We start from the raw sequence: 17,387 nt of genomic DNA, 5'->3' as shown, positions 1-17,387 counted from the left end.
AGATGCTACTTTAGCTGTATAAGGGTGTTTGGAAAGCATGATAGGCAATGAATCCACCAAAGATACATTATCATAGCAATCATTAAAATTCATTTGATTCATCAAATGGGAAATAATTACCTCAAAATGCCAGTATATTGCATTAATTCGTGCATTATAAGCTTGATATGACGGCAATTTTGGAAACCATGATGACCAATGATTGACCATATAATTATAAGTTGAGCGATGGCTATAATGGCCTTCGAAAATACCACATAGGTAAATCGTTATTGCCTCTTGGTCTGTAAATTCAGGACAATTATTATTGCTCTGTCTTTGGAAATGTAAACTCATGTGCGTATCATAGCACTCACAAACAAGGCTGTAAGTTTGTATTAATTGTAAAGGTCGCATTTTGCAATTTAACAAAATACTCCTTGTTTGTTTCTGATAATTTCAACCCTTGATTCACATTATTATGTCCTTTCTACAACGAAACACTTATCACATCTGTAGATTCTAAATAGACTACCATCAATTGGAGTTTTTCAGAACCCATTTGTTGGTAAAGCCTGCCAAAATCCCGGATTTCTTTCATATCTCTCTCTTTCTGAAAAAAATCATTGCTACGACCGGGTTTGTAATTGATGATATACACCATATCGTCTTTAATAACTACACGGTCAGGTTTTACTATTTCTCCATTGGGCTGTAAGATTTCTCTTTCATTTTCAATAATCAGGTCTTCGTCAAAAAGCGGAGCTATCGGAGGTAAGCTGATAATTGTTTCAATCGCTTCTCTTATTGTATTTCCTTCTTTGGGGCTGATGATTCCCTCAAACTCTAATTCCCTTAACGCATTAGGTATATCATTCCGGGTACGGATTTTGGCAAACGCTACCCTCACTTTATTGTATTTATCTTTACTCTTTTCAAGGGTTTCGGTATCAAATATTTTTTCAGAAATTCTTCTAAGCCTTAAGCGGTCACTCCGGTCTTCGCTGATAATTCTGTTTAACTGTATCTTAGCTTCGTTCAAAGGTTTATTGTCTGGTTTCTTAATGAAACTGCCTTTATGTACTTCATAACTATTTAATTCAGGGTCAAAAAGCCCTTCCATCGTCAGAAAATCTTTCATCAGTTCTCCCACTCCCTGTACTTTTTTATAATGGTTTTTCTGAGAAATGACAAAAAGCTTATCTGCAGCTCTTGTGAAGGCTACATAGAGCATATTCAGGTTTTCGAGAAAAGTTGCCTGTATTTCATCATTATATTGCCCAATCAGGTCGGTCATACTCAATTTTTCGCTGAATTTAATAGGCGAAGAAAGCAGTCTTGCAAAGCCATTCTCAGATTTAGAAGAGAGTTCTTCATAATCCAGTACTTCAAGGTCTCCCCACATTTCAGTATAATTCATTGGTTTTAATGGCCAATGAGCAAAAGGAATAATGACAACCGGGTATTCGAGCCCTTTAGAACGGTGAATTGTGGTAATGGTGATGGCATCCTGCTCGGCAGGAGACTTGACCGATAGTGTTGAACTATCTTTTTTATCTTCCCAGTAAGCCAGGAAATCCTGCAAGTGATTGCTTTCTTTCAGGCTATAATTAAGTACCACATCTAAAAATCTGAACAGATAATTTTTGTGGTCAGTACGGTTAAATAAATCAAAGGCATCAATAATTTTTTCAGCTAACTCATAAATTCCTGATTTTATCATCGTAATCGGGTCAAGATGATGCCCGTATTTAGCAAAAATCTGATAAAATATCATCGGGTCGCTTGCTTCTACCGCTTGCGCTATTTCAGTATTGGCCTCGCTGTCAGGAATACGATTGAGTATAGTCTGGTAGAATAAATAAGCTGCTTCTGACTTTACCAGTCGGTTATCAGGCTGATTGATAATCTGCATGAAAGCCACTAATAAACGAACCGATGAGGAGTTTTTCAGCAATAGAGAATCACGGGAAATAATTTGGTAGCCTTGCTCTGTCAGAAAATTAGCTACCATCGCAGATTCCTTGTTCCGACGACATAAAATAGCTATATCGCCCTGGCTATAGCCTTCTTGTAAAACTCCCTGAATAAGTTCAAGCGTACGATTAAGCATAGCCGTATTTTCTTTCTCATACTCTAAGAACTCTAACTGAATATGCCCTCCGGTAAGCGATTTAGGTGGTTTTTCCTGCCTGAAATCTTCATATACATCGGGCAGAAAATGGAAAGTATTGGTATGTATCTGTAAGATGGCATGAAAAAAACGATTGTTAAAATCAATAATTTCCTGCGCACTCCGGTAATTGATTGTGAGCGATTTAGGTGCCAGATAGTGCCCGATAGAGATAAACTGGTCTATCTGATGTGTCTGTATCAACGGATTCTCAACAAGTGCTCTTATATTGCCTTTAAACAAATGCACAATCAGTTCCATTTTACCCCCTCGCCATCGGTAAATAGCCTGCTTGGCATCGCCTACAATCAGGTTGAAATTATTGCCTGCCAATGAGTTTTCGATGAGCGGAAGCAGGTTATAAAACTGCATATCAGAAGTATCCTGAAATTCATCAATCAGCATGTGCTTGTATTTCTCACCGATTCGCTCATAAATAAAAGGCACTGGTTCTGACAGAATAATATGCAGAATCTTACGGTTAAACTCAGCAATAAAAACCTGATTTTTTTCTCCTAATATTTTGTCAAATTCGGTCTTTATCTTTTTCAATAACGCAAGTTTGCGCAGGTTGGGTCTGATAAGATTATAGAGCGTATATTTTTTAAGATGATTATCCTTAAAGTCCTGCATTTCATAAAAAATGCTTCGCAATTCGTCTTTAATGTTATCAATACTTGCCTGAATAGGGGGCGGCGTACCTTTAGCACTATACCATTTATCGTCTCTGATGGCTGCCCAATGGTAAGTATTAGGCGACAAGTCTTTTTTAGAATAATATTCATTCTCAAAGTCTTCGCGCATATTATAAAAATAAGCCCCTATACCTTTCCCTTTTTGCGTAAAATCATCAATAATCAATTCTTCACTTTCAATCAACTCGGTAGCTTTGGTAGCCAAACCTACAATCGTATCTTCAAACCATTTCAGATAGGTATGAATATTGGCAGCTATTTCATTGAAATCTTTATCAGCAAGTCCGTCAAGTTTTATTAATAGAGCATAGTACTGGTCGTTAATCAGGTGATTGCCAAATCTGGCTAATTCTTCAGTTACAAAATTCCAGCTTTGGCCGTCGCCTACTTTTTCTTCTATGAAACTCTCTAAAATGCGGGTTATCTCTTCATATTCTTCATCTCCTGCTTTTTCAATCAGCCGTTCAGCCGCTTCGGTCATTACCCTATCGGTATCTAATACAATCTCATAGTTGAAAGGTAATTGTAATTCTTCGGTAAAAGCGTTTACCAATTGATTAACAAAGCTGTCGATGGTTTTTACTGCAAAATCAGAATACTCTAAAATGATGTTTTTGAAGATAAGTCCGGCTTTTTCCTGAATGAGTTCGCCCGATAGATTAGTTTCTTCTACAATCTTCTGAAACATGTCCCAAGATTTCGACTTTTCATTAAAGTTCTCGGTATCAGCTATTTCTTTTAAGGCCTGAAGAATACGGTCTTTCATTTCGGTGGCCGCATCATTAGTAAAAGTAATAGCTAAAATCTGTTTGAAATAAAAGGGCTTATCGCTATTGAGAAATACTAATTTAAGGTATTCGGTGGTTAAGGTAAAGGTCTTGCCAGACCCCGCAGAAGAACTATATATATTAAATTTAGACATTCAACAAGTGTTTAGGAAAATCATTGTTCGGGAGCAGGTTCTACAGCTACCCACATAGTCTGTAATTCCATATTCCCAAATTGTGTAGCCAAAGCCACATCTGCCGCATCACGCCCATAAGCTAACACTACTCTATTGCCTCTTGGTTCAGTCTGGGTGGCATCAAAGGTGTACCAGCGTCCTCCTAAATAAGCTTCAAACCAGGCATGTAAATCCATTGGCTTTAGTTCGTATAAATAGCCTACTACAAAACGTGCAGGTATATTCATGCTACGGCATAAAGCAACCCCTAAATGAGAAAAATCACGGCATACCCCAATGCGACTTTGGGCTGTATCCTGCGCCGAAGTAGAAGCATTGCTATGCCCGTATTCATAACGAATATTAGTGTTAATCCATGTTCTTATGGCTTCCACCTGTTCGTATCCTGTCTCTACATGTGCTACTATAGAAGCAGCCAGATTTCCTAATTTATCAGATTCGCAATAGCGACTGGGTAAAATGTAAATCAAACAATCATCAGGTAATTCTTGCACAGGTACAAAATTAGCACTAAAATCAACATCTATCTGGTCGGCAACATCTACTATGGCAGAAGTTTTAATAGAGAAACTGCCGTCTGGGGTAAATACTCTTTGACAGAGATTACCATACAAATCGGTGTATTCGGTTACAGGTACAGATGGTTCTAATAAATATTCTTCTTTTATTACCCACTGTCCGGCACCACTGCGTGGACGAAGCATCAGAACAAGAGGAGTCTGGTATTCGATTTTATAATCAAGTTGGCAACTGATGGCGAGTTTCATTAATTAATTTATGGATTAGCTGAGTTTGTACGAAATAACCTATAAAGTTAATAAAAAATAGCATGCCAAGCCTGTTTATGAGTATAATCTAAAAAAGGATTACAGATGTTTTTTTATCCAGGCCAGCATATCATTAAAAACGTGCTGTTTTTCAAATTCATTATGAATTTCATGGTAAAGACCTTCATAGCTTTTAAAAGTTATATCGCCCGAGAGTTGAGAAGCTAAAAGTTTACTGGCTTCATAACTGGTTAGTTTGTCCTGTGTTCCGTGCATGAGCAGGAGAGGAGCCGGTGTTTGTTTCGCATGTTGCAATAGCCATTCTCCCCATTCTATCAGTGTAATACCTACCATACCCGATACCTGATTATGTACCAGAGGGTCGGCTTTGTACTTTTCAATCACTTCCCGGTCGTGCGATAGATTTTCCAAATCGAGCGAATTGGCTTGTGTAAAAGAGGGAGCAATGGCACGGGCTATTTTGCCAATAATGAGCAATGGCTTAGGTAATTCAAAACCCGGACGAACCGCAGGAGCAGTAGCAATAACTCCGCTGATAGCAGGTTTGTATCTGAATAAGTAATTCAGTACCAAAGCACCACCCATACTATGGCCGTATAAAAAAACAGGTTTGTTGGGTATAGTTTGTGTAGCTAATGCAAGCAAACGACCGATTTGTTCCATATAAGCCTCCATAGAGTCAGCATGGCCTCTTTTGCCTGTGGTTTGTCCGTGTCCGTAAGTATCAACCGCTATCATACCTAAACCCTTTGAAGTAAAAAAATCCGCTACATGCGTGTATCGGGTGCTATGCTCACCTAAGCCATGTACCAAAGCAATAATGCCAATGGCTTCCTGCTCAGGCAACCATTGCTGAAAGAAAATTTTACGTTGCTTATTATCGGTTTCGAAGAAAGATTTATGAGTCATGAATAGGGTTATTTAGTCTATCAAATGTATTCAAATTCTCTGAATAATTTATGATTTCATTTATCGATAAATGTACTCTTAAATATGCAAAATGCGTCTGCATTATACATTTGAAAATCAATCAGAAACGATATATTTGTTTTCAAATCTATTCAAACCATAAACAGCATGAAATACTTCTATACTTTCATTTTTACTATTCTGTTTCATCATTTTTCTTTTTCACAAACTTTAGGCGTGGGTACTCCTGAAAGTCAGGGGATGAGTACGCAAAGATTGCAACTCATAGATAAAGTAGTAAATGAACATATTGATAAATCTTATCTTTCAGGAGTGGTTGTTTTAGTAGCACGAAATGGTAAAATTGTGTATCATAAGGGTTATGGATATGATGATATATCAGCTAAGATAGCTATAGAAAAAGATGCCATTTTTCGCATTGCTTCTCAAACCAAAGCCATTACCAGCGTTGCCGTGATGATGTTGTATGAAGAGGGCAAATTCCTTTTAGACGACCCCATTTCCAAATATATTCCCTCATTCAAAAATCCGACAGTATTAGACAAGTTCAACTGGAAGGATAGCTCTTATACTACTGTTCCAGCTAAAAGAGAAATTACTATCAGAGATTTACTTACACATACTTCAGGCATTAGTTATTCAGGTATTGGTACGAGAGAGGCCATAGCTATGTACGCAAAAAATAATATTCCGGGTGGTGTCGATACACCCTTTTATACCTTGGAAGATGCCATTAACCGATTGGCAAAACTCCCTTTAGTACATAACCCGGGAGAGAAATGGACTTATGGATTGAGTACTGATGTATTGGGGTATTTGGTCGAGGTAATTTCAGGAATGAGCTTCGATGCGTTTTTGCGTGAGCGTATTTTTAAGCCTATAGGAATGAATGATACCTATTTTTATCTGCCAGAGGCTAAATTTAATAGATTAGCTTCTTTATATACCGAAGATAAAGATAAAAAAGTAATGAAAGTTACCTTAGACTATGGAAACTATTCTAAGAAAAAAGGTACCTATTTTTCAGGTGGCGGCGGATTGGTTTCTACCACTACTGACTACGCCATGTTTTTGCAAATGTTGCTCACTGGAGGTAAATATAATGGAGAACAATTATTAAGCCCTGTTACTGTAAACATGATGATTCATAACCAGATTGGAGATCTTAGTCTGGGAAATAAAAAGTTTGGTTTAGGCTTTGCATTGACTACAGAAGCAGAAGCAGCAAGACTGACACCTTCAGTAGGTACTTTTGATTGGGGAGGGGTCTATAGTACCGCTTATTGGGTTGACCCGAAGGAGGGAATTATAGGTATGATTATGACTCAGAAAATACCCAATAGCTACGCAAACATAGGAGATAAATTCAAAGTTTTGGTTTATCAGGCTATTACAAAACCTAATCAGAAGTAATACACTTTAAAAAACATTGTCTATTCAAACTATAAATACTATGAAATATTTTTATTCGCTTATTTTTACTATTCTATTAACTCATTTTTCCTTTTCTCAAACCCTAACACCTGCAACGCCTGAAAGTAGGGCATGAGTACAAAAAGATTACAAAGGATTGACAAAGTAGTGAATGAATACGTTGAAAAATCTTATACCGCAGGGGCAGTAGTACTGGTAGTACGTAATGGCAAAATAGTATATAACAAAGGGTTAGGCTACGATGACTTATCAACTAAAAAAGCAATGTCGAAAGATGCTATTTTTCGTATTGCGTCTCAAAGCAAAGCCATTGCCAGCGTAGCCGTAATGATGTTGTATGAAGAGGGTAAGTTTTTATTAGATGAACCTATTTCTAAATATATTCCGTCATTCAAAAATCCGACAGTATTAGATAAGTTCAACGAAAAAGATACTACCTACACGACAGTTCCTGCTAAAAGAGAAATTACTGTCAGAGACTTGCTGACACATACTTCAGGCATCAGTTATGCAGGTATTGGTACCAAAGAAGCCGTGGCAATTTATGCCAAGAATAAAATTCCAAGCGGCATAGGTACGCCTGATTATACATTGGAAGATGTGATGGCCAGGTTAGGAAAAATGCCATTGATGCATAATCCGGGCGAAAAGTGGACTTATGGTTTAAACACCGATGTATTAGGCTATCTGGTAGAAGTATTATCAGGCATGAGTTTCGACGCATTTTTGCGTGAGCGTGTTTTCAAACCTATCGGCATGAACGATATCTATTTTTATCTGCCTGAATCTAAATTTGGTCGTCTGGCGGCTTTAAATACAGAAGATAAAGATAAAAAAGTAATGAAAGTAACAGGCAATCAAGGCAATTATCCTACAAAAAAAGGTACTTACTTTTCAGGTGGTGCAGGATTGGTTTCTACAGCTACCGATTATGCTATGTTTCTGCAAATGTTGTTGAATGGAGGAAAGTACAACGGGCAACAATTATTAAGCCCGGTTACGGTAAATATGATGATTCATAACCAGATTGGGGATCTTAGTTTAGGTCATAAAAAGTTTGGTTTAGGGTTTGGATTAACTACTCCTGCTGAGGCAGCAAGAATTACTCCGTCAGAAGGAACTTTTGATTGGGGAGGGTATTACGGTACTACTTACTGGGCTGACCCCAAAGAAGGAATTATTGGTTTGATTATGACTCAGAAGGTGCCTAACAGCTATGGAGATTTAGGAGAAAAATTCAAAGTTTTAGTTTATCAGGCCATTACCAAACTCAACTGATTGGATAAATAATATTTGATATTAGAATAGTGATTTTTTGCGTGCCGAAAATCACTATTCTAAAAAAAATACAATTATTTTTGCGAAATCCTTGCCAAATTGTAAGATTTGTATTAATTTTGCAAAAGTTTTAAAAAGGCACATCCGTATGGGCCTCTGCAGTAATAAAAATTCGACACAAAGAGTTTCTCTTTCTTTCAAATTCCTTTCAGAGCAGGCAACGGATGGTTCTCATCGTTCGCTTTATTATTTTTTCGGCATTCGGGGCAGTCACGGTTATGCGTGAGAACGGCAGTGTAGGTTCCGACTTAACAAATATCTTATCCTTGATGGAAGTAGTAAAATTTTCCGAGCTCCCGCTTTCGGAGTATGTTCTTCGTGCGGTCGAAGAACTGGGTTTTGAGTATGCAACACCTATACAGTCAGCCGCAATCCCAGTAGTTATGCGTGGTGGCGATGTAATCGGTCAGGCGCAAACAGGAACAGGCAAAACTGCAGCCTTTGGCATTCCGGCCATAGAAGCAGTTGATGAAACAGATAAAAATACGCAGGTATTGATTATGTGCCCAACCCGTGAGTTGGCACTTCAGGTAAAAGAGCAAATCCAGAAATTAGCCAAGTACAAAAAAGGATTGAACGTAGCTGCCATTTTTGGTGGTGAGTCTTACGAACGTCAGTTTTTGGCACTAAAAAAAGGTTCACAGATTGTAGTAGGTACACCCGGTCGTATCATGGACCACATGGAGCGCAAAACCTTAGTATTGAGCAATATTAAATTGGCTATTCTTGATGAGGCTGATGAAATGTTGAACATGGGTTTCCGTGAAGATATTGAGAAAATCTTATCTTTTTCTCCGGCAGAAAGACAGACTATCTTGTTTTCGGCAACTATGTCGCCTGAAATTCTTTCAATTACTAAACGTTTTCAGAAAAACCCTGAAATTATCAGGACATTGAAGAAAGAAGTATCAAATGCCAACATTGAGCAGTTTTTCTTTGCGGTACGTAAAGAAGCGAAAATGGAGGTAATGACACGCTTGATAGATGTACATGATTTGAAATTGATGCTGGTGTTTGCGAACACAAAATCGAAAGTAGATGAAATCGTTAGTGATTTACAAGTACGTGGTTATGCGGCAGAAGGTCTTCATGGCGATATGCGTCAGCAGGTACGTACACAAGTAATGAGTAAATTCCGTGCAGGGGTAACCACTATTTTGGTTGCTACTGACGTTGCTGCCCGTGGTATCGACGTATCTGGTGTAGATGCAGTATTTAACTTTGATGTACCACAGGATTTAGAATATTATGTACACCGCATTGGCCGTACAGGTCGTGCAGGTAAAACCGGAAAAGCTTTTATGCTTATCTCTGGCCGTGATAAATATCGTTTACGTGACATTGAGAATTATACTAAAGTAAAAATTGAACAAGGAGTTATTCCTACCTTCAATGAATTGGTAAAAACTCGTCATCGTAAATTCTTAGAGCAAGTAAGAGAGTCACTTATTTCGGGTGTCGATAATTTCTATGAAGATATTGTGGGCGAATTGAGCGAAGAAGGTTATTCAGACGCTCAAATCATGGCAGCTTTGATTAAGATGCAGGTAGGTGCAGTGAAGAGTGAGTTCTCTGATGCACAATTATCTGACAGCTATCGTGAGCCAAGAACGCAGGATTCAAGATTCGACAGAAAAGATTCAAGAAGTAGTAGCTATGGTAGCAGAGACGGTGGACGTCGTGAGTATGGAAGTGGTAACAGAGACCCACGTGGTGGCGAACGTCGTTTTGAACCAAGAGAAAGACGTCAGGAAACTGGCGCTCGTGGGTCAGGCAGAACAGACATGGTACGTTTATTTATCAGCTTAGGCCGTAAAGATAACGTTGCCCCTAACCACATTGTAGGTGCCATTACTTCAGAAGCTCGCATTGCAGGTCGTGCTATCGGACAAATCGATATTTATGACAAATTCAGCTTTGTAGAAGTGCCTCAGCAAGATGTAAAACGTGTATTAGATGGAATGCAAGGCAAAACCATCAATGCACGTGAAGTGAATATGGAAATTGCAAAGTAATTTTTCGTATTGAATATAAAAAAAGCACGAGGTTGTAAGGCTTCGTGCTTTTTTGGTTTTTGAATATAAACTCCCTGTTATTCCTCCTCTTTGAGAATACCTGCCCAGATTCTGCCAAAGTCAAATTCATCTTTAGGCCACATATCTAAGTTTACGTTTTTAGTAACTTTGGTGGTACCATTCTGCAAAACACGTTTACTCTGCAAGGTATTACTCAATAAAGCACGTACATCAATATTAGCACGGGCGTAATGGCTCTTAGTGAATGGGTCGTCTAATCGTTTTAAAATTTCTTCTTCGTTGAGTTCTAAAGGTTTATTAGAACCTACGAGCATAAAGCCACCAAATTCGTAAGTATAAGGGAATACACTCAGAAAACTATTCTTGATACGCTCGGTTGCGCCCCAGGTAATTGCCAAGCCACCATCTTTTAGTTTTGATTGTAAGAGTTTGAAGTACTCCAGCGAATACAAATTGCCTGAATAAGACGATTTAGGTCTAAGGGCATCGGCTTCAATAATATCATACTTTTTATCATTTCTATGTAAGAAATACCTGCCATCCTGCAAAATCAGATTCACCCTTTTATCATTCATGATATAGTAGACCGAGCTGTCTCCACTACGCTCTACATATTCATAAACTGCATCGGGTTGGTTAATAATGACCTCAAAGCAATCTAAATTTTTAGTAACCTCTCTGCCTCCGGCATTGTAGAGTGTACTTGCCGAACCTAAGCCGATAATGCCTATATCCTCAGGATTAGGGTGTATCAAGGCCGGAATAGCCCCTAAAACAATATGTGTATTATCCTGATTAAAAGGAAACATACTTTGCCCCAGACCATTGGTATATACAAAAGCATTGCCACCGAAAGACTTAATGAATGACAAGGCAGTTTCGTCTTCTCTGATAATGAAATCTTTTTCGCTGGTCATACCACCCAGTTTCATCCAGAATTTTTCGTTTGAGGGTAATAAAAATACAGCTAACACAAGCCCGGCAGCCATACCTATGCGCATAAATAGCGTATTGAACTTATGCCTATGTAAAACATAAATATAAACCAGACCAATTAGACTAATGAGCTTGATAGTAAGTGAGGTACCTAAATAATTGAACCCTATTAAGGTAACAAACCATGCTCCGGCAGTTGAACCGACTATATTCATAAACTGCAACCAACCTACTTTACGACCCACTTCTTCAAACTTATCCTGAATAATTAATTGAGAAATAGTGAAACTAAAGCCCATAATAAAGGTAGGAATAGCCATCAGAAACATCGGAATGATGAACATGGTAGCAATGGCTATGTTGGTAGCAAACGAGGTTTCATAGCTTTTGAAATAATCAAATAAAAACGGAAAGGCAGGGACGCCCCATTGTAAGATAACGATTGAGCCGATGGTATAAAAATACAGCAGATACTGCGCATTAAGGAACAGTTTTAACCGATTGCCTTTATGGTTTTTAGCAAAGCGTACCCCAAAATAAGTACCTACGGCCATCATGCCTAAATAAATAGCTAAAATAATGGAAAAAGTCAGGGCTATAGATTTCATCATGGTTTCAATCATGCGGAACCACATGATTTCGAAGCAGATAGCCATAAATCCTGACATGGTGTATTGAAGAATCCAGTAGAGAAAGTTCCGGTTCCACGAGAATCCTTTTGCTTGCGAATCAGGTATAAAGATGGGTTCTTCTTTGGTCTGATTGCCTGCCTTACGCTTAGTTTCGAGATAGTAAATAATAATGGATGTAATGGCACAGGCGAAGTTAAAAAAAGCACCTAAACGAACCGCATTTTCGAAACCCATGACACGGATAAGCACAAAAGAAGTAACAAAAGTACCTATAGCTGCCCCAAGTGTATTGGTAAAATATAACAAACTGATGTAGTTAGCCTGATTTTCTGATGTTTTCTCTTCAAATGCCTTAGACAGGAGCGGTAATGATAGCCCCATCAGAAAAGTCGGGAAAAGCAGCACCAGAAAAAGCACAAGATATATCTGAAAGTCAGAACCGGCCTGTAGCGCATTAGACAGATACAACCAGTCATAAATAATGCTTTTGCTGAATAAAGCAAATAGACCAATTCCTGACTCAGCTAATACAAACAATAATAACGGACGATTTTTGCCTGCACGGTCGGCTAATTGCCCTCCGGCTAAATAGCCCAAACCCAATCCTGCCATAAAGGCTGATACAATAAGGCTGATGCTAACAGAACTGATTCCGGTATAGAATACTAACCAACGTTGCCAGATTACCTGATAAATAAGGGCCGCAAAACCAGAGAAGAAAAAGATGAATAATAAAAGCAAAGAACGGAATTTATCAGATTTCGTTTGTGAGGTCATTGGTAAATGTTAGTAAGACCACAGCGAACCACCGATAATTGACGAAAAAAAATTCGGCCAGTGAATTGACGGAAGCAGTGATAGATTATGCATAAAAGTTTTGGAAGGCTAAAATTACACGCTTTTTTTATTAAAATACTAAATTTTTTACGAAGAATAAATTATATTTGGTAATCTTACCCTTTAAATACTAACCCCTTATGAAAACATGTAGTTTAATTGCTAACATCATTATGCTCGTCATACTGATTCCTGCTGCATTTGGCGCAATTATGTCTCCTTTTGTATTTGACTCAGGTGCCAGTAGAAGAACATGGTGGATTTTCGGAACTCTTGTTGCTTTACCTATCTTAATTATCCTTTCACAAATTGTTTCGTGGATAGCATTTTTACGCCACAATTATGACTTTGCTTTTAAAGTAAGTTTATTGCCCGTGTTAGATATTTTAATGATAATCTTCCTCTTTTCGGTTAGTAGTGATTTGAAGTAGAATTGTAGAAGAATTAAAAAAGCCTGAAAACAACGAGTGTTTTCAGGCTTTTTTGATATTGAGTGATTTTGTCTGAACTGTGATTTAACTGATTGGTCTGATTTCACTGATTTGTATTGTGGTTTTTTAAAACCTTTCTATCCTTGTAATCTATCAATTCTATCCTGTAATCTATGCAATAGGCATTTTCAGTGAAATCAGGTTAATCAGTTAAATCACAGTTCTGACAAAAACACTCAATCGCTAAATCACTAAATAGATTTACTCCTCAAAATAATACCCAAAAATTATCCCCATTTCATCTTCGGTTGTCAGACCAAATCTTACGGTTTTATCGGTTGTATTATTGTAGGTGATTCTTGAGGTGAGTCCTTCGCCTTTTTTTAGTGAGATATAAGGTGTATAGTTAATCTTTTCGGGGTGTTCCCAGTTGGTGGAGGTATAAACTACTTCGCCGTCACGACTACCGCCTTTGATGAGTATTTCAAACTTTTCGCCCATTTTATGCGTATGGGAGAATAACATGGCTACTTTGATGTTTTTATCAAACGTGAATGATTTTGAAATAACCGTTTTTTGTTTGGGCGGAATCGTCAGGTTGTTATTGGCTAAATCAAGCACTTTCAGCGTGTTTTTTACATTAGCCTTATTGGTTGTATAAAGATTAATATAAACTTCACCGGGAATGGCGCTGGTACCTTTGTTAAAATAATGGGAGTTCATGTCGAAAGTGGCATTAGGGGCTATCGCTACTGCTGTTCCCTCCGGGAAAGTATAGTCCATATTCGCTTCACTTCCACCAAAATTAAAAATATGGTTACCCATTTGTTGAAAGGTAACAATATTGAGCGACCCATCAGGGTTGCGTAAATCACGAACCTGATTTAAAGGAGCCAGATTTTCAGGATTTCTGAACCCATATAATATAAAATGGTGGCTGCCCGGGCGCATTTTTATCTGAATCCTGTTTATATAGGCTGTTTCAGTATTTCCCAGAGGCTTTCTCACAAAAAGCTCCCTTTCAAAATTTGGGGCAACATCAAACTTATCTAATTTCATCTGGTAGCCATTTCCGGCTGCTGGTGCGGCTAATGCTTCAAACGGTTTGGTATTACTTGGGGTAGTATCATCTAACAGGCTGGCATCTGCTACATTTCCTTTCTCAGGCGCCCCTGCTTCAATCCATCTTCTGATAAACTCTATTTGCCCGGCATATAGTGGCTCGTTGCCTAATGGCATTACACTGCCATAATTTTTGCCACCGTGGTGGCTGTTGTCTGAATTGAGTTTATGAAAAAATAAACTTTGCAGCGAATTAAAGGCTTTTATCAATTTTAAACCATCTGCTCTGGCTTCATTATTTTTTGGTTCAATTTCGTACAGATTATTGTAGGCTTTGCCTTTGGTTAATACTAAACCATGTTGGGCAAAAGAACCATCGTTTTCAGAAAAATGGCACCCCTGCACTGCACACGATTTGGTCAATATTTTATCCTGTATTAAGTCAAAGCTTGATATGACTGAATCAACTGGGTCTTGTTTGCTGCAAGCATTCATCAGCGAAAGGCAAAAAACCGTAGCGATAGCAAGGGTAGTAAAAATAGTATATCTCATAAATTAAGTCGAATAGCTTATCTCTTAACGAAAATATCAGATTTTAAAATGTAAAAACCTCATAAATACTTTTATGCAAACTACTTGCCACTTTTTTGCGTTGCTTTCTCACGCTGCCCTACATATAGCCCTATAATTACCAGAGCAGTACCTAAAAAAGTATGATACGTAATAGGTTCATCAAGCAATAAATAAGAATAAATAAAGCCAAAGATAGGGCAGAGGAATAAGAAAAAAGAAGCTTTCACAGGGTCAACTTCTAACAGATATAACCATAATTGTACGGCTAATATAGAAACAGGAAATATCAGCCAGAGAACTGATAATGTGAAGTTAAGGTCGAAAAGATTAGGTTCTTTATGTAATAGAATTGTGAGAGGAAGCATCAGCATGCCACCTAAAAACACCTGCCAGCCATTGATAGCTGTTCGTGATAGCTTCCAGTCTATTTTAGAATAATAAAGCGTACCTACTGAGTACGAAATCATACTCAGAAACATATAAAAGAGTCCCAAAGGCGTAGCATAACTTTTTTGAAGAAGAGGGTAGGTTGCAATGCCTACGCCTGTTAAACCCAATAATACAGCCATCCACTCAGCTCCTTTTACATGACGCCCAATCCAGAAGGCTGAAATAATGCTGATAAATAGTGGATTAGTTGCTGTAGAAAGGCTGCCAATACCAGCAGCCACCTCTTTGATACCTAATACAAAAAAACTCAGGTAAAGCGTAACGTTTAATAAACCAAACAAGGTTAGCTCTCTCCATTCTTTCCCTTTAGGCCAGCGGTCTTTCTGAATGATAAACGAATAGCCAAGCATAATAAGCCCTGCTGCCAGAAAGCGTACCTGAAAAAGCACTAATGGCTCTACAGAACGAAGTCCGAATTTTGCTGCTGCCGAAGCCGAAGCCCATGAGGCAGCAAATAAAATGCCCAGTAAGAGGAGTTTCAGGTTCAATGTTCAGGTATTATTTGTGTATCAAATGTAAAGCATTTTCAGTAGTTTGTTGCACTACTTCCTGAAAAGATACCTGCTTTAGTTCGGCTATTCTCTGGGCTACTAATTCTATATAGGCTACCTCATTTCTTTTACCTCTGTGAGGCACGGGTGCTAAATAAGGCGCATCAGTTTCGAGTACGATATGCTTTAAGTCAATCGAAGGAAGTACTTTATCCATGCCTCCGTTTTTAAAAGTAGCTACTCCGCCAATGCCTAACAAAAAGTTAAGACCGATTACTCTTTGGGCTTCTTCTAAATTGCCTGAAAAGCAGTGAAAAATACCTCTTAAATCGCTCCAGCCAAATTGTTCAATCAGTTCAATACATCGCACAATAGCGTTTAATTGCCCATCTTTCGAGTTACGTGAATGGATACAGATAGGTAAATTGTATTGCTGTGCCAGGCGTAGTTGTGCAATAAAGGCTTCTTCCTGCTGTGGTACGTAGTTTAAATCCCAGTAGAAATCTATCCCTATTTCTCCAATCATCGGGAAAGGCCTTTTGCTAAGTAAAGCTTCAACTATATATAGCTCCTGCTCGTAGTTTTCTTTAATATAACATGGGTGAACCCCTATCATGGGAATACATACACCTGGATATTGATTTTCCAGTGCTAACATTCCGTTAATGGTTTCATGGTCGCAGTTGGGCATCCAGATTTGTTTTACGCCTGCATCAAAGGCTCTTCTGAGCATGGCATCTCGGTCTTCTTCAAATTGTTCGTCGTAAATATGTGCGTGGGTTTCTATCATTATGAATCATTTTTTTGCAAAATTACGATGTTAGCACTGCAAACAATATTACTTTTGGAATTAAAAACACAGCCAATGCCTCTTTCAGTAGTTATTCTTACTTTCAATAATACCCGAACAATCAGACAAGTACTGGAAGCAGTAGCAGGCTGGGCCAATGAAATAGTAATAGTGGATAGTGGCAGTACAGACGAAACGCTATCTATTGCCCAGGAGTTTGGCTGTAAGATTTACCACCACACATTTGCAGGCTTTGGCAAACAGAAACACTTTGCAGTAGAACAAGCTACCAACAACTGGGTATTTGTAGTGGATTCTGATGAGGTAGTTACAGAGGCATTAAAGCAGGAAATAGATGCAAAGGTTGTAGAAGGTACCGAGTATCGGGGGTTTATGGTACCCAGAATATTGATATTTTTAGGTAAGAAACTAAAATATGGCCGAGAGTCAAAGCTCCCGACCCTGAGAATATTCAACAGAAAATTCGGGAATTATAATGATAAAGATGTGCATGAAGATGTAGTTTTAGATGGGAAAACGCTTATTTTAGAAAACGAAATGCTGCATTATAGTTTTTCTGATATGGCTGAGTTTTTCCAGAAAATGAATGATTACTCTTCCAGAAGCGCTATTGAACTTTATAAAAAAGGCAAACGAACCTCTGTACTGAAAGTAGTTACCAAGTTTCCGGTTACGTTTTTTGTGGAATATTTTATCAGGCTTAACTTTCTTAATGGATACCCGGGTTTTGTATGGGCTTTTACACAGGCAGTTTATGCGAGCCTGAAGTATATTAAACTGAGGGAACTACAAAGAAAAGCTATGCTTCAATCTTAAAATAACACTTG

Annotated in this window: 12 protein-coding genes and 1 pseudogene; 5 read left to right on the top strand and 8 right to left on the bottom strand. The window is 38.2% G+C overall.

Features of this window, described 5'->3' with window-relative positions; genetic code table 11:
- The 4 genes and pseudogenes from EWM59_RS23210 to EWM59_RS23195 form a co-directional block, all read right to left on the bottom strand.
- Positions 1 to 336 (bottom strand): annotated as a pseudogene (locus tag EWM59_RS23210) (hypothetical protein); the annotation flags it as partial.
- A gap of 133 nt (positions 337 to 469) precedes the next feature.
- Positions 470 to 3,769: a UvrD-helicase domain-containing protein gene (locus tag EWM59_RS23205; RefSeq protein ID WP_130023640.1), complete on the bottom strand. Its 3,300-nt coding sequence runs from the start codon at positions 3,767 to 3,769 to the stop codon at positions 470 to 472.
- Positions 3,770 to 3,789: 20 nt separating this feature from the next.
- Positions 3,790 to 4,578, bottom strand: coding sequence for a transglutaminase domain-containing protein (locus EWM59_RS23200; RefSeq protein ID WP_130023639.1), 789 nt, complete (start codon positions 4,576 to 4,578; stop codon positions 3,790 to 3,792).
- 99 nt (positions 4,579 to 4,677) lie between these two features.
- On the bottom strand, positions 4,678 to 5,508 hold the full coding sequence (locus EWM59_RS23195) for an alpha/beta hydrolase (RefSeq protein WP_130023638.1): 831 nt from the start codon (positions 5,506 to 5,508) through the stop codon (positions 4,678 to 4,680).
- 168 nt (positions 5,509 to 5,676) lie between these two features.
- Between EWM59_RS23195 and EWM59_RS23190 the strand changes: the two genes are divergently transcribed.
- The 3 genes from EWM59_RS23190 to EWM59_RS23180 all read left to right on the top strand — a co-directional run bounded on the left by EWM59_RS23190 (position 5,677) and on the right by EWM59_RS23180 (position 10,316).
- Positions 5,677 to 6,942: a serine hydrolase domain-containing protein gene (locus tag EWM59_RS23190; RefSeq protein WP_130023637.1), complete on the top strand. Its 1,266-nt coding sequence runs from the start codon at positions 5,677 to 5,679 to the stop codon at positions 6,940 to 6,942.
- 132 nt (positions 6,943 to 7,074) lie between these two features.
- Positions 7,075 to 8,241 carry a serine hydrolase domain-containing protein gene (locus EWM59_RS23185; RefSeq protein ID WP_130023636.1) on the top strand — a complete coding sequence of 389 codons (1,167 nt, stop codon included), beginning with the start codon at positions 7,075 to 7,077 and terminating at the stop codon, positions 8,239 to 8,241.
- 224 nt (positions 8,242 to 8,465) lie between these two features.
- Positions 8,466 to 10,316: a DEAD/DEAH box helicase gene (locus EWM59_RS23180; protein ID WP_229239418.1), complete on the top strand. Its 1,851-nt coding sequence runs from the start codon at positions 8,466 to 8,468 to the stop codon at positions 10,314 to 10,316.
- A gap of 77 nt (positions 10,317 to 10,393) precedes the next feature.
- On the opposite strand, the gene EWM59_RS23175 is transcribed toward EWM59_RS23180, so the two are convergent.
- Positions 10,394 to 12,682: a fused MFS/spermidine synthase gene (locus EWM59_RS23175; RefSeq protein ID WP_130023635.1), complete on the bottom strand. Its 2,289-nt coding sequence runs from the start codon at positions 12,680 to 12,682 to the stop codon at positions 10,394 to 10,396.
- 233 nt (positions 12,683 to 12,915) lie between these two features.
- On the opposite strand from EWM59_RS23175, the gene EWM59_RS23170 reads away from it, so the two are divergent.
- Positions 12,916 to 13,173 carry a hypothetical protein gene (locus tag EWM59_RS23170; RefSeq protein WP_130023634.1) on the top strand — a complete coding sequence of 86 codons (258 nt, stop codon included), beginning with the start codon at positions 12,916 to 12,918 and terminating at the stop codon, positions 13,171 to 13,173.
- Positions 13,174 to 13,434: 261 nt separating this feature from the next.
- Here the strand turns inward: EWM59_RS23170 and EWM59_RS23165 are convergent, their stop codons facing one another.
- The 3 genes from EWM59_RS23165 to EWM59_RS23155 form a co-directional block, all read right to left on the bottom strand.
- Complete coding sequence (locus EWM59_RS23165; RefSeq protein ID WP_130023633.1) at positions 13,435 to 14,787, bottom strand: monooxygenase; 1,353 nt, start codon at positions 14,785 to 14,787, stop codon at positions 13,435 to 13,437.
- An 80-nt stretch (positions 14,788 to 14,867) separates the two neighbouring features.
- Positions 14,868 to 15,746, bottom strand: a complete 879-nt coding sequence (locus EWM59_RS23160; protein WP_130023632.1) for a DMT family transporter — start codon at positions 15,744 to 15,746, stop codon at positions 14,868 to 14,870.
- Between the two features lie 10 nt (positions 15,747 to 15,756).
- Positions 15,757 to 16,539 carry a TatD family hydrolase gene (locus EWM59_RS23155; protein ID WP_130023631.1) on the bottom strand — a complete coding sequence of 261 codons (783 nt, stop codon included), beginning with the start codon at positions 16,537 to 16,539 and terminating at the stop codon, positions 15,757 to 15,759.
- A gap of 75 nt (positions 16,540 to 16,614) precedes the next feature.
- Between EWM59_RS23155 and EWM59_RS23150 the strand changes: the two genes are divergently transcribed.
- Entirely contained in the window at positions 16,615 to 17,376 is a 762-nt protein-coding gene (locus EWM59_RS23150) for a glycosyltransferase family 2 protein (RefSeq protein ID WP_165372274.1), read from the top strand.
- The last annotated feature ends 11 nt before the right edge of the window (positions 17,377 to 17,387 follow it).

The sequence above is a fragment of the Emticicia agri genome (genome assembly GCF_004168285.1).
GTDB classification, from domain to species: Bacteria; Bacteroidota; Bacteroidia; order Cytophagales; family Spirosomataceae; genus Emticicia; species Emticicia agri.
Note: the sequence above shows the minus strand (reverse complement) of the source record. Positions and strands in the feature narration are given on the sequence as shown.

What these genes read in the sequence shown, in the direction of transcription:
- EWM59_RS23205 (WP_130023640.1), bottom strand. Translation starts at nt 3,769, where the DNA reads ATGTCTAAATTTAATATATATAGTTCTTCTGCGGGGTCTGGCAAGACC.
- EWM59_RS23200 (WP_130023639.1), bottom strand. Translation starts at nt 4,578, where the DNA reads ATGAAACTCGCCATCAGTTGCCAACTTGATTATAAAATCGAATACCAG.
- EWM59_RS23195 (WP_130023638.1), bottom strand. Translation starts at nt 5,508, where the DNA reads ATGACTCATAAATCTTTCTTCGAAACCGATAATAAGCAACGTAAAATT.
- EWM59_RS23190 (WP_130023637.1), top strand. Translation starts at nt 5,677, where the DNA reads ATGAAATACTTCTATACTTTCATTTTTACTATTCTGTTTCATCATTTT.
- EWM59_RS23185 (WP_130023636.1), top strand. Translation starts at nt 7,075, where the DNA reads ATGAGTACAAAAAGATTACAAAGGATTGACAAAGTAGTGAATGAATAC.
- EWM59_RS23180 (WP_229239418.1), top strand. Translation starts at nt 8,466, where the DNA reads ATGGTTCTCATCGTTCGCTTTATTATTTTTTCGGCATTCGGGGCAGTC.
- EWM59_RS23175 (WP_130023635.1), bottom strand. Translation starts at nt 12,682, where the DNA reads ATGACCTCACAAACGAAATCTGATAAATTCCGTTCTTTGCTTTTATTA.
- EWM59_RS23170 (WP_130023634.1), top strand. Translation starts at nt 12,916, where the DNA reads ATGCTCGTCATACTGATTCCTGCTGCATTTGGCGCAATTATGTCTCCT.
- EWM59_RS23165 (WP_130023633.1), bottom strand. Translation starts at nt 14,787, where the DNA reads ATGAGATATACTATTTTTACTACCCTTGCTATCGCTACGGTTTTTTGC.
- EWM59_RS23155 (WP_130023631.1), bottom strand. Translation starts at nt 16,539, where the DNA reads ATGATAGAAACCCACGCACATATTTACGACGAACAATTTGAAGAAGAC.
- EWM59_RS23150 (WP_165372274.1), top strand. Translation starts at nt 16,615, where the DNA reads ATGCCTCTTTCAGTAGTTATTCTTACTTTCAATAATACCCGAACAATC.